This window comes from Arcanobacterium haemolyticum DSM 20595, from assembly GCF_000092365.1.
Taxonomy (GTDB): domain Bacteria; phylum Actinomycetota; class Actinomycetes; order Actinomycetales; family Actinomycetaceae; genus Arcanobacterium; species Arcanobacterium haemolyticum.
This window is the reverse complement of sequence record NC_014218.1, coordinates 1-13,211: the sequence shown is the minus strand read 5'-3', so window position 1 is coordinate 13,211 and position 13,211 is coordinate 1. Positions and strand designations below refer to the sequence as shown.

At 53.5% G+C, this 13,211-nt stretch carries 9 protein-coding genes and 2 tRNA genes; 1 reads left to right on the top strand and 10 read right to left on the bottom strand.

Going from position 1 to position 13,211, the window contains the following annotated elements; genetic code table 11:
- The first annotated feature begins 102 nt into the window (after positions 1-102).
- Positions 103-1,839, top strand: coding sequence for an RNA-binding domain-containing protein (locus ARCH_RS00055; RefSeq protein ID WP_013169275.1), 1,737 nt, complete (start codon positions 103-105; stop codon positions 1,837-1,839).
- Positions 1,840-2,399: 560 nt separating this feature from the next.
- Here the strand turns inward: ARCH_RS00055 and ARCH_RS00050 are convergent.
- From ARCH_RS00050 to dnaA, 10 genes are all read right to left on the bottom strand, one after another.
- A tRNA-Ala gene (locus tag ARCH_RS00050) sits at positions 2,400-2,472 on the bottom strand.
- A gap of 20 nt (positions 2,473-2,492) precedes the next feature.
- Complete coding sequence (locus tag ARCH_RS10410; RefSeq protein ID WP_013169274.1) at positions 2,493-2,612, bottom strand: DLW-39 family protein; 120 nt, start codon at positions 2,610-2,612, stop codon at positions 2,493-2,495.
- 22 nt (positions 2,613-2,634) lie between these two features.
- Positions 2,635-2,708: transfer RNA gene (locus ARCH_RS00045), tRNA-Ile, on the bottom strand.
- A gap of 205 nt (positions 2,709-2,913) precedes the next feature.
- A complete protein-coding gene (locus ARCH_RS00040) occupies positions 2,914-3,348 on the bottom strand; it encodes a DUF3566 domain-containing protein (protein ID WP_013169273.1) in 435 nt (144 codons plus the stop codon).
- 35 nt (positions 3,349-3,383) lie between these two features.
- Positions 3,384-5,948 carry a DNA gyrase subunit A gene (gyrA, locus tag ARCH_RS00035; protein WP_013169272.1) on the bottom strand — a complete coding sequence of 855 codons (2,565 nt, stop codon included), beginning with the start codon at positions 5,946-5,948 and terminating at the stop codon, positions 3,384-3,386.
- A gap of 24 nt (positions 5,949-5,972) precedes the next feature.
- A complete protein-coding gene (gene gyrB / locus ARCH_RS00030) occupies positions 5,973-8,021 on the bottom strand; it encodes a DNA topoisomerase (ATP-hydrolyzing) subunit B (RefSeq protein WP_013169271.1) in 2,049 nt (682 codons plus the stop codon).
- A gap of 182 nt (positions 8,022-8,203) precedes the next feature.
- Positions 8,204-8,788 (bottom strand): DUF721 domain-containing protein, encoded by a 585-nt coding sequence (locus tag ARCH_RS00025; protein WP_013169270.1) that lies wholly within the window; start codon positions 8,786-8,788, stop codon positions 8,204-8,206.
- Positions 8,785-10,017, bottom strand: coding sequence for a DNA replication/repair protein RecF (gene recF, locus ARCH_RS00020; protein ID WP_013169269.1), 1,233 nt, complete (start codon positions 10,015-10,017; stop codon positions 8,785-8,787). The genes ARCH_RS00025 and recF overlap by 4 nt, the downstream gene beginning before the upstream one ends.
- Positions 10,018-10,022: 5 nt before the next feature.
- A complete protein-coding gene (gene dnaN, locus ARCH_RS00015) occupies positions 10,023-11,141 on the bottom strand; it encodes a DNA polymerase III subunit beta (protein ID WP_013169268.1) in 1,119 nt (372 codons plus the stop codon).
- A gap of 359 nt (positions 11,142-11,500) precedes the next feature.
- Positions 11,501-13,096, bottom strand: a complete 1,596-nt coding sequence (gene dnaA, locus ARCH_RS00010; protein WP_041640490.1) for a chromosomal replication initiator protein DnaA — start codon at positions 13,094-13,096, stop codon at positions 11,501-11,503.
- Positions 13,097-13,211: the final 115 nt, after the last annotated feature.

The following is a 13,211-nucleotide window of genomic DNA, read 5'->3' as shown; positions in this document are numbered from 1 at the left end:
GAGTCGGACAGTCGAGCGAGAAAGTTGCAACAACGTTGGAGCGAAACTTGGAAACTTGGAATTAAAGTTGGAATTTAAACTTGGAATTTCTATAATAACACTATGGAATGGGACGAAAATCTACTTCACAAAACCCTCAAACAGCTCCGACTTTTCGGCGATGACACCACCCTTATCGAGTGCAAACGAGCCAAAGAAGGCACCCCAAAAAACCTTGGCGAAACACTATGCGCATTCGCCAACATGCCTGAAGGCGGAACAATCCTTCTAGGCGTGGATGAACGCTCAGGTTTCCGCGTTACAGGAGTCCCAGATCCAGCCCAACTAGAAAAAAGTGTTACTTCCTTATGTAGAAACGCGGTGGACCCAGCTCCGCAAGTCTCATTCACACATATTAAAGCGTATGGAAAAGACGTAGTAGCCGTTACGGTTCATTCCTTACAACCATCGGAAAAACCTGCCCGTTATCGCGGAACAGCATATCTTCGGCAAGCTGACGGCGATTACGCAATGAATTCCAACGATTTTCGGATGCTCCAAATCTCCGCTCTGCACTCCTCAGAACGTGAGAATTTCGACCGCCGAGTCCTCCCCGGCACCAGCATCGCAGAACTTGATTCCACCTTGTTAGACACGTACTTGCGCAACGTTCGAAGAAACAGTACAAGACTTAGTAAAATCGACGACGATGCACGGCTTCTCCAGATCCTCAATATCACCGACTCCGACGGCAATCTTAGGCTCGGTGGCCTGTATGCTCTTGGCTACTTTCCCCAAACCACTGAACCAGCTCTTGGCGCCACAGTAGCAGTACGTTTAGCCCGCACCGATTCCCTAAAGCGCAACCAGAACCTTAAAGATCTAGAAGGTCCTTTGCCAGAGCTCATCAATGAGGCGATGCTATGGATTCAACAAAATACAAACACAGTAACGGCCTATAAGCCGAATGGGCATATGGTTGACCGCCCCGAGTTTCCACCATCTGCTATCCGCGAAGTCGTAGCGAATGCTTTTGTCCACAGAGACCTGGGACCAACGCTCGATGTAGGGAAAAGAGTTGACATACGAGTCAGCGATAAAGCACTCATTATTCAAAACCCTGGCGGGTTACAAGGAATTTCTGTTGCTCAACTTGAAAGCAGCGAATTAACAAAAGCTGCCGTAAATCAACGGCTTTACGAAATCGCTAAGAATCTGCACACTGATGATGGACAGCGTGTTATCGAAGGCGAAGGCGGGGGCATACGCGAAGTCTTAGCCGCAGTACATGAAGCACGCCTTCACCCGCCTAAATTTATCGATACTGGTACACAGTTTAAAGTTATCTTCCCACGTGGAGAACGCTTTAACGAAGAAGATAAAGAATGGTTAGATAGCCACGAAATTACGCTTAATGCAATGCAAGAAGACCTCCTTATTGCTCTACGTGAGGGCGCCAGAATCTCATTCTCATATCTATGCAGGGAGTACCACTATCTTTCTGAAAAAGCCTTACGGTCTGCGGTTAATCAGCTCATCGAACGCGACATCATTGTTGAAACAGATGAGGGATTGGCACTCTATAATTTCGCTTTCTCACCCAAAGAAAAACGAGAAGCGCAGCCAGACAGGGAGGTAACCCGAGTTCCTAACGACCTCTCTAAGCTAGGAAAGAACGTTCCCATTGTTTATAACCTCCTGTTCAGTAGCGATTCTCTGACGTTGAAGGACATACTTTTCCGCACAGAATTAACAGAAAATCAAGTTAGGTATGCTCTTGGGCCTCTATTGGAGCAAAAACTTGTGGAAATGCGCGGCGGACAGGGGAATCGTGGTACACAGTATTACATTCCGCGATAAATAGAAGACTTGTGCAAAGTTGGAGCGAAACTTGGAAACTTGGAGTTAAAGTTGGAAAATTTTCCAACTTTAACTCCAAGTTTCCAAGTCTGAATTACCAGTTTGGCATTCAGCTATATTGTTAGTTTCCGAATGAGCGGCTACCGCACAGCTAATAGAAGAGGCATGCCGCGGCACATGGGGCTATTTCGGCGCCCAGCAATACAGCAATGCCATATACGGCACTGCTGTTGAGCCAGCCGCTTTTTTGGGACCATGCACACGGCAGGGAAGCACGATGAGGGCCATAGGCGGAACCGACCAGCGCAATGGAGGAACCAACCAGGGCCGTGGGAGGACTCAACCAGGGGACTGTGGGAGGAACCAACCAGGACAATGGAAGGAACTAACCAGCGCAATGAAGGGAAACCAATAGGGAGGAGCAATGGGAGGGGAGTTGAGCCCGCTCAGCCAGGCTTCACTCAAACTTCAAGCCCCAGCTACCCTGAAGCCCAACTGAAAACCGCCCTAGCCCAACCAAAAAACCACCCCGGCCTTACGACCGGAGCGGTTTTTCACTGTGGAGCTAAGGGGACTCGAACCCCTGACCCTCTGCTTGCAAAGCAGATGCGCTACCAGCTGCGCCATAGCCCCTTTTGAACCGAAGTTCGATTCTATTCTACAGGATCTGTGACAGATTGCCACATCGCCTGACGTTGCATCGTTTCCGATGCTCTCAGGAAGAATGCGTATCCTCCAACTAGCACGAGACTGAAAAGAACGAATTTCTTCATCTCTCCTCCTTCTGCGCTAGCGTGGGCCTAGATGGACTCGAACCATCGACCTCTACATTATCAGTGTAGCGCTCTAACCGACTGAGCTATAGGCCCGGAGTGCATTCTCAAGGAGTTTTTCAATTCCTTGGTGCCGAATTAGATTAACTCACTTTCGAACCAAGAATCAAACCACAAAGCCCTGACATAATGCACGTCACATTTTTACACGATTTTCACACGATTTCCGAATGGATCGCCGTACGAAAACCCGCCTTGCAACGGCCGCCGCTTAGCCGTGCGGCCGCGCAACAGCCACCGATTATTCGTCGGTCACCGTTACGTGCAGGCCGCCAACGAGCATCGCCACAAGGTTGTAGATCAACGCCATGAGCGCACCAAACGCAGTCATGAGGATGATTTCCACAACGGCCACCACTACGGAGAAGGAGAGCACGCGCCCGAACTCCATGAACTGGCCCAGTTGCAGCAATGCTTCCGAATTTAACGTTTTTAACAGGCCGTCGATCTGCGACCACACGTACATGGAATCGAGCACGAACCACAGCACGGCGGTTGCGATCACGATCATGATGCCTATGGCCACGGACATGAGGAAGGACAGCTTCAGCGCCGACCACGGATCCACTCGGGAGATGGTCATCTTTACGCGCCGAATACCAACTTCATGGGTGTCCTGCACTGCCATTGTATCCACCATGGTGGGGGTTGCGATCGTTTCGGTTGGGGTTGTCATCTCAGTCTCCATTTACGAATGGTCCACAGCTACGTTTATTCTACGTCGGTGGTGGTTTCAGCGTCTTGTTCCGAAACAGGTTCAGTTGTTGGTTCGACGACGTCGGTGGTCACCTCTTCGTCGTCTTCTTGCTTTTCTAGGTTGAGGGCGATGGAAATGATCTTGTCGCCCTTGTCTGGGGTAGCAAACTTGACGCCTTGGGTGTTACGGCCGGTCAGGGAGACTTCGTCCACAGCGGATCGAACGACTTTGCCGGATTCCATGATTACCATGACTTCGTCGCCCGGGTGGGTGATGAGTGCGCCCACAAGATCGCCGCGGGCTTCAACCACGTTGGCAACCTTGATACCTAGGCCGGCACGGCCTTGCACACGGTACTGTTCGATGTCGGTTCGCTTGGCGTAGCCGCCTTCGGTCACAACAAAGACTTCTGCGCCTTCGTCAACAACGTCCATGGCCAGCAGGCGATCGTCTCCACGGAACTTCATGCCCGTCACGCCGGAGGTTGCACGGCCCATTGGGCGCAAGGTGGCATCGTCGGCAGTGAAACGCAACGATTGGCCGCCGCGAGAAACGAGGAGAACGTCGGCGCCGTCGTCGAGCAAACGAGCCGACACCAGGCGATCCATCGTGCCGTCTTCACGTTCGCGCAGCTTCACCGCGATCAAACCGCCCGTGCGCGCCGAATCGTAATCGGCAAGGCGAGTCTTCTTTACAAGGCCGTCTTCGGTGGCGAGCACAAGGTAATCGGCCTGGTCGTAGCTACGGATCGACACCATGGATGCGATCCGCTCATCAGGCTGGAACGCGAGCAAATTCGCGATGTGTTGGCCCTTGGCGTCACGTGCGCCTTCAGGGAGTTCGTACCCCTTGATGCGGTAGACGCGGCCCATGTTCGTGAAGAACAACTGCCAATCGTGGGTGGAGGTGACTTCGAAGTGTTCAACGATGTCGTCATCACGCAACGTGGTGCCCTTGATGCCCTTGCCGCCACGGTGCTGCGCACGGTATTCACTCACCTTGGTGCGCTTCACGAAGCCCGAACGGGTGATGGTCACAACCACGTCGTCTTCAGGGATCAGGTCTTCATCGGACACTTCGCCGTCGAATGGAAGAATCTTGGTACGGCGATCGTCACCAAACTTGGCCACAATATCGCCCACCTCGTCCGAAACGATTGTGCGCTGGCGCTCCGGCTTGGCCAAAATATCCTGGTAGTCGTCACGCAACGCAAGCTTTTCATCGCGCTCATCCAGAATCTTCTGGCGCTCCAAGGCGGCCAAACGGCGCAGCTGCATCGCCAAAATGTGATCGGCCTGGATTTCGTTGATGTCCAGAAGCTTCATCAAGCCTTCGCGTGCTTCGTCCACGGTAGGGGAGCGGCGGATCAAGGCGATAACTTCATCCAGGGCGTCAAGAGCCTTAACTAAGCCCTCCAAAATCATCAAACGCTCAAGAACCTTGCGCAGGCGGAACTCGGTACGGCGGCGGATGACCTCGATCTGGTGGTTCACCCAGTGGCGTACGAAGCCATCCAGGGAGAGCGTACGCGGCACGCCGTCCACCAGCGCCAACATGTTGGCCGGGAAGTTGTTCTGCATCTGGGTGTGCTTGTAGAGGTTGTTCAGGACAACCTTGGCAACCGCGTCCTTCTTTAGAACGATCACGATGCGCTGGCCGGCGCGGCCTGACGATTCATCGCGGATATCCGCGATGCCCGGCAGGCGGCCATCCTTGATGCCTTCAACCATCTTGTCTAGCAAACGATCCGGGTTCACCTGGAACGGCAAATCTGTAACAACCAGGCACTGGCGGCCGTTGATTTCATCAACTTCAACGATCGCGCGCTGAGTGATGGAGCCGTTGCCCGTGCGGTACATCGATTCGATACCCTTGGTACCCAAAATCGTTGCGCCCGTTGGGAAATCTGGTCCCTTGACGCGCTCGAGGAGCGCATCCAAAAGTTCTTCACGCGTGGCTTCAGGGTTATCGAGGAACCACTGAACGCCGGCGGCAACTTCGCGCAGGTTGTGCGGCGGAATGCGGGTGGCCATACCAACCGCGATACCTTCGGAGCCGTTCACCAGCAGGTTCGGGAAGCGGGCCGTGAGAACGGTTGGTTCTTGCACGGAACCATCGAAGTTTGGCACGAAATCAACGGTTTCTTCGTTGATATCGCGCACCATTTCCACGGCCAACTGGGCCATGCGGGCTTCCGTGTAACGCGGGGCAGCGGCGCCCAAATCGCCTGCCGTACCGAAGTTACCCTGGCCGGCCACCAGCGGGTAGCGCATGTTCCATGGTTGCACTAGGCGAACCATCGTGTCATAAATTGCGGCATCACCGTGAGGGTGGAAGTTACCCATCACGTCACCAACAATCTTCACAGACTTAGAGAACGACGAATCTGGCCGGTAGCCGCCATCCCACATCGCGTAGATCACGCGGCGGTGAACTGGCTTCATGCCGTCACGAACGTCTGGGAGTGCGCGGCCAACGATAACGGACATCGCGTAATCCAGGTACGATGTTTCCATTTCGCGCTGAAGATCGACGTCCTTAATTAGGCCGTGGTTGTATTGGATCATTTCTTCTGCCATGAGTCTTAAAACCAGCCTTCAGCTTTAGATATCGAGGAAACGGACGTCGTGTGCATTACGCTGAATGAAGGATCGGCGGGAGGCCACATCTTCACCCATGAGCACGGAGAAGGATTCATCCGTGGCTGCGGCTTCACCGATGCTCACGCGCTTGAGCGTACGAGTTTCTGGGTTCATTGTGGTGTCCCACAATTCGTGATCGTTCATTTCACCAAGACCCTTGTAACGCTGGATGCCCTGGCCTTCGGCCTTCGGCAGGCGCTTTCCGGCTGCCAGGCCTTCTTCCAGTTTGATATCGCGTTCCTTATCGGAGAACACATATTCGTGTTCTGCGTTGGTCCACTTCAACCGATAGAGCGGCGGCATTGCGAGGTAAATGTAGCCGTGTTCGATCAGCGGGCGCATGTAGCGGTACACGAGCGTAAGCAGGAGGGTGGCGATGTGCTGGCCGTCCACATCTGCATCGGCCATGAACACGATCTTGTGGTAGCGCAGCTTGTCGATATCGAATTCTTCGCCAACGCCTGTGCCGAATGCGGTGATGAGGCTTTGGATGGAATCCGAGGAGAGTGCGCGATCTAGGCGAGCCTTTTCCACGTTCAGGATCTTGCCGCGGATTGGCATGATGGCCTGGTGGTTTGGATCGCGGCCGTTCACTGCGGAGCCGCCTGCGGAATCACCCTCAACGATAAAGATTTCGCATTCTTCTGGCTTGCGGGAGGTACAATCCTTGAGTTTGCCTGGCATTGCGGCCGATTCCAGAACGGACTTGCGGCGGGTTGCTTCGCGGGCTTTGCGGGCTGCGAGACGCGCGGTTTGGGCTTGCATTGCCTTGCGGATGATTTCTTTGCCTTCTGACGGGTGCATATCCAGCCAGTCGGTGAGTTGGGCGTAGGTGGTTTGCTGCACGAAGGTGCGCGCTTCGGTGTTGCCCAGTTTTGTTTTGGTTTGGCCTTCGAATTGGGGTTCGCCGAGTTTGACGGAGATAACCGCGGTGAGGCCTTCACGGATGTCATCACCGGTAAGGTTGGCGTCTTTTTCTTTCAAAATCGCCTTGTCACGAGCGTATTTATTGATAATGGACGTGAGTGCGGTACGGAAGCCTTCTTCGTGGGTTCCACCTTCGGTTGTGTTGATGGTGTTTGCGAAGGTGTGGAGTGATTCGGAGTAGGCGTTAGTCCATTGCATGGCAACTTCTACGGAGATCACGCGTTCTTTATCTTCGGCTTCGAAGTAGATTGGGTGTTCGTGGACGGGTTCCGATTTCTTGGTTTTGATCAGGTGGGTGACGTAATCGTGGAGCCCGTTATCATATTGGTAGGTGACCTGGGTGTGCTTGGTTTCGGTTGCGTCATCTTCGCCGGTTACTTCATCACCTTCGACGACGGCGGTTTCGCGTTCGTCAATCAACGTAATTTTGAGGCTCTTGTTCAAGAATGCCATCTGGTGGAAGCGCTGACGCAGGGTGTCAAAATCGAATTCGACTGTTTCGAAGATGTCAGCGTTTGGCCAGAACGTTTGGGTGGTGCCGGTTTTATCGGTGGGTTCGCCCTGTTCGAGTGGGGCAACTGGCACGCCGTTTTCGTAGGAAATGCGCCAGACGTAGCCATCGCGGCGAACTTCGGTATCCATGCGGGTGGACAGTGCGTTCACAACGGAGATACCCACGCCGTGCAGACCGCCTGAAACCGCGTAGGATCCGTTGCCGAACTTGCCGCCGGCGTGAAGGACGGTCATAACAACCTGAACTGCGGCAACGCCTTCGGTTGGGTGAATATCAACAGGGATACCGCGGCCGTCATCTTCAACTTTCACGCCGCCGTTATCGAGTAGCGTTACGGTGATTTCTGAGGCGTATCCTGCCAGGGCTTCATCAACGGAGTTATCCACGACTTCGTACACCAAGTGGTGTAAACCGCGTTCTCCTGTGGAACCGATGTACATACCTGGACGCTTACGAACAGCTTCAAGACCTTCGAGAACCGTAATGTTTGACGCGTTGTATTCGGTACCTTGAGCTACTGTACCTGCGCGCTGTTCGGTATCTTCGGCTGTCTTTTGTTCATCTGACACGCGTAGACTTCCCCTCGTTCTGGTGGGCACACCCAGAACGAGCACACGGAGTGTGTGCTACATCATAGGACGTGCGTAAAATCGGTTCTGCTTGATTTTGACCCTAAATTGGTAGGGACCTACCTCAAGACATCTCACATAATTATAGCGTGTTTTTGGCACTAAACATAGAGATGATGCTCTTAACTGTAGGTATCGCGCGGGCCGCGCCCAGGAACAGAGAGCTTGCCGTGCTTCCATGACGGCACATATGGCCCATTGAGCACGATTTCTTTGACAACACCTTCGCCTAATTCTTGCGCCAGGCGCGCATCCAAGTGGTGGAGAAGCGACCGCATTTGGGTTTCCCACGCCACGGTTCGCGCTTTGAGTGTGAGGGTTCCATCGGGGGTAAATTCAACAACGGCGCAGTTCGCAGCCACGGATTCGCCCACGATTTCGGGCCAGCGAGCAGCTACGGAGGCCACGTCCAGTTGAGATTTCCAGCCGCGTTCTTCGATCGCTTTTTTCATCAGTTCGAACACGGGTTTCGGATCGCGATAGGACGGGCGTGCGCCTGACCCCACCTCTTGCCCCGGGCTGGGGACCAGCGGAGCATCGCCGATTGGCGTCGGTTTCGTGGCTGCCAACGTTTCACGTGAAACGGAACGACGACGCACAAATCCTTGATCTGCCGCCATTCTACGGACCCGTTCGAGTATTTGGAGTGGCAGAACGTCACCGTGTTTGTGCGCCGCTTCACGTTTGGCTACCTCAATACGGCTCACGGCTGCTCACCTCGAGTCACAGTCCCGCCGTGAACATAGAATGTGGCACCGTCAAGTTCATCCGGCAAATCGTCACCCACCGCGGCAGTCACGAACACTTGGCTGCCTTCGCGCACGATGGCAGCCAATCGTTGGCGCCTGCGCGCATCAAGTTCCGCGAACACATCGTCCAAAATCAAGATAGGTTCGCCGTCGTCGGTCCAATTCCCCGAATCGTCGTCACGCAACACGCGCCATGACGCCAGGCGTAACGACAGCGCGTATGACCACGATTCGCCGTGCGACGCGTAGCCTTTCGCGGGAAGCGTGCCCAAAAAAGTCACAAAATCATCGCGATGCGGGCCCACCAAATTAACCCCGCGTTCAATTTCTTGCTCGCGCCACTCGCGCAACGTAGCCTGCAAACGGGCAGCGGTGGCCGATTCGTCCTGCAACTCGCGCTCGTGCTGCGCGATCTCAGCCGCCAACGCGCCCGAAGAATCGGCCGAAATGTCAGTGATAGCAGGAAAATCCCAGCCAGAACGCGCGTCAATATTCGCGGCATAATCAATCCGCGCAACGCCCTTCCCGCCCGAAACTTCGCGATAATACGCCTCAACATACGGGCGCAACGCGCTCACAATCCGCGCGCGCTGGCCGATAATCCGCGCACCCAACGCGGCCAACTGCGAATCGAAAATGTCCAACATCGTTTCGTCCACAGGCCCACCGCGGCGCCGAGCCTTCCAGATAGTTTTCAACAACGCCGCGCGCTGCCGAGCAACCTTCTCATAATCGGCCTTGACCTGGGCCATTCGCGGGCGAAGCTGAACCATCACGTCATCCAAAAAACGGCGCCGAACACCCGGATCACCCTTAATCAGCTCCAGATCTTCCGGCGCAAACACCACCGTGCGAACAATACCCAGAACGTCAGAGGGCTGGGCATTCCCACGGTTAATCCGCGCACGATTCGCCCTGCCAGAAAGAATTTCCAACTCAACCATCGTAGGCGAATCGCCATGCATCACCTTCGCGCGCACCACCGCAGCGTTCGCACCCTGGCGTACCAGAGCCGCATCCGCGTTCACGCGGTGCGAAGAAAACGTTGCCAGATAACCGATTGCCTCAACAAGGTTAGTCTTCCCCTGCCCATTTTCCCCAACAAACGTGGTGATCCCGGGCGAAAAGGAGACAACAACATCGCGGTACGAACGAAAATCGTTCAACGCGAGGTCAGAGATGTACACGGCGCTTAGTTGTTACCGAATGTTCGAACTGGCATGAGGAGTAGGCGGAAATCTTCAACAGATTCGCCGTCCTTTTCGGCAGTCATCACTGCAGGCTTGGTTGGATGAGTCACGGAAAGGCGGACCTTTTCGCAGTTCATCGCCGAAAAACCTTCCTGGAGGAAGATCGGGTTGAAGGCCATCTTCACGTCTTCGCCAACCACGTCAGCCGGCAATGCTTCGGACGCCTGAGCCTGATCGCCTTGGCCCGCTTCGATCGTCACTTCGCCTTCGGTGAAGGAAAGGCGAACGGCCGCGTTCTTCTCCACCACCAAGCGGGAACGCTTGATCGCATCGAGCATATCGGCACGGTTCATCACCATGTAGCCTGCACTTTCGGCAGGGAAAAGGGAGAGGACCTGCGGATATTCGCCGTCGATCAACTGAACTGTGTTCTGCTTGCCGCCGGCTGCAAAGCCGATGAGCGAATCAGACAAAGAAATTTCGATTGGGCCTGCGGATCCGAGTGCCTTGGCGATATCGAGGAGACGGGATGCACGAACCAAGATTCGCTTGGAAATCGTGGTGTCAGTAGGAGTCCATTCCAGATCGCGAACCGCGAGGCGGTAACGATCGGTAGCCATAAGAGCGATCGAATCGCCGTTGATTTCCAAGCACACGGAAACTAAAAGTGGCAGCGTATCATCATTCGACGCAGCGATAGTGACTTGGCTGATTGCTTCTAACCATGCGGAACCATCAACGGTGCCGATTACTGGAGGCATATCGGTGCCGTCAGTGTAATCTTCGCTTGCCATGGTTTTCATGGAAAAGTGGGACGAACCGCATTCGATGTCAAGTTTGGTTCCATCAAGGGTGAGTTCAATAGGCTTGCGCGGGAGTGCGCGGCAAATATCTGCAAGAAGACGGCCATTAACAAGCACATCACCTGCGTTAAGAACGTCCGCCTCAATATCAACATGAGATGAAATATCAGAATCGCGTGAACCAAGGGAAACGATCCCATTTTGTGAGGCCTGAATTTTCAAACCAGCCAGCACAGGGATTGCTGGACGGTTCGGAATGGTTCGGGCAACCCATGTGACGGCTTCTGTGAAGACGTCATGTTCAACGATAATTTTCACCGCAACCTACTTTCCTCATTTTTACTATCTAACACTGTACGCGATTACCCGCAGACTCCGGAATGCAAATGACATATTCGTGGAAAGATTCAAGTTATTCGCAGTCGGTGGCGGCCCGAATTACATGTAACTATCTAGGTAGTAGTAGTAATAGGCTCTGTGGAAACTGTGGATAAGTGATTCTTTTCGCGTAATGACAAGAAAATCGTCAGTGGATTTTTAGTGGGGTTCCGTGCGAGAAAAACATGTAGTTCTGTGGATGAGACAAAAACAAGTAGTTTTTATCCACAGATCCACAGAATTTATCCACAGTTATCCACAGGTTAAATCACAAGTTTTCACACAACACGATTTTTATGTCATTCAGAGGCGATTTGAGCGTGATCTTTCGCCGCATTTCTGATGATTGTGGTCAGTTCAGAGACTTGAGTGAAGATCGTTTGCTTTTCCGTCATGAGTGCTTCAACCTTCCGTACCGCGTTCATCACAGTGGTGTGATCACGGCGGTTGAATTCTTCCGCAATCTTCGGCAAAGAAAGATCTGTGAGTTCGCGGCACAAATACATGGCCACATGGCGTGGCTGCGTGAGCGATCGGGTACGTGTTGGCGATTTCAGATCAGCCAGAGGAACGTTGAAATAGCTGGACACTTGCGCCACGATCATTCCGGCCGTGACCTGGATCGACGTCGGATCCGAAATCATATCCTTCAACTGTGATTCCGCGAGTTCTAGTGAAATACTCTGCTTGGTTAGATCCGCAAACGCCCGCACGCGGCGCAGGGCGCCTTCCATTTCTCGCACGTTCGTGGTCATCTTCGACGCAATAAATTCCACCACGTCACGCGGCACATCCAACCCTTCGGCCACAGCCTTCCTATTCAAGATAGCGATACGCGTTTCGAGGTTTGGCAGATCGATTGCTGCGGTAATGCCCGAATTGAAGCGGGAAATCATGCGGTCTTCGAAGTCCACAAGCAGGTTCGGCGCCACGTCAGACGTAATCACGATCTGCTTGTTTGCATTAATAAGTGCGTTGAACGTGTGGAAGAACTCTTCCAGTGTGCGGGAACGATCGCGCCCGGAAAGGAATTGAATATCATCGATCAGCAGCACATCTACGGTTCGGAACTGATCTTTGAAGTTGTGCATTTGGCCATTTGCCAGGGCGTTAATAAAGGCATTCGTGAATTCTTCGGCCGAAACGTAGAGTACTTTTCGGTTGGGGAACATTTCCTGCACTGAGTTTCCGATCGCGTGCAAGAGGTGGGTTTTGCCCATTCCGGATTCCGAATAGAGGAAAAGTGGGTTGTAGGTGGAGCCTGGTTGCTCTGAGACGGCCAGCGCGGTTGCGTGCGCAAAACGGTTCGATTCACCGATCACGAACGTTTCGAAGGTGTAGCGCGGGTTGAGTCGCGCAGATTCGCGGGTTCCCTGCGAACGATGATCGTTTCGACGCGGGGTTGGCGCTGTTGGTTCCGTCACGTAGTCCGGTTTAGGGAAGATAGAGGTAGGTTCCGACGACGGCGTAGCAGGCGTAGAAAATGTTGGCATATCAACGTTTTCTGGTTGAGATACGGAGCGAAGTGGCCGCACTGGTGTTGGTTGTGGAATTGTCGTGATCGGAGTTGAGGGAGTAGCAACAGGAGCAGGAATTTTTGCTGCCGGCGGTGGATTGACAGCTACTTCTGAAAGTGACGAATCTACTGAAATATCGAGGGTAAGTTTGCGGCCGATAATCGCCGAAAGCTTATCCGTCAATGCCTGAACAACGCTGGTATTTAGCAGATTCCGCGTAAATTCGGTAGCAACCACGATCATAAAACGATCGTCAACGATGGCAAGTGGCTTTGCAAGGCGAACAAAGGCTGTTTGTGAGTCAGAAAGACGGCCTTCGGCTCGCGAAAGTTCAATTGCGGCCGCCCAGGCGTCCTGAGCAAAAGATCCGTCTGACATGTTTTCCCCTTGTGCGTTGAATGCGGTTCTGTCTTCCATGATAAAAGACTCCGCGCATAAATACCGAAGTTATCCACAGATTTAATCGCAGCTGTGGATATTACATCTGTGTAAT

Coding starts and splice junctions, on each gene's coding strand:
- ARCH_RS00055 (WP_013169275.1), top strand. CDS start 103: ATGGAATGGGACGAAAATCTACTTCACAAAACCCTCAAACAGCTCCGA.
- ARCH_RS10410 (WP_013169274.1), bottom strand. CDS start 2,612: ATGAAGAAATTCGTTCTTTTCAGTCTCGTGCTAGTTGGAGGATACGCA.
- ARCH_RS00040 (WP_013169273.1), bottom strand. CDS start 3,348: ATGACAACCCCAACCGAAACGATCGCAACCCCCACCATGGTGGATACA.
- gyrA (WP_013169272.1), bottom strand. CDS start 5,948: ATGGCAGAAGAAATGATCCAATACAACCACGGCCTAATTAAGGACGTC.
- dnaA (WP_041640490.1), bottom strand. CDS start 13,096: ATGTCAGACGGATCTTTTGCTCAGGACGCCTGGGCGGCCGCAATTGAA.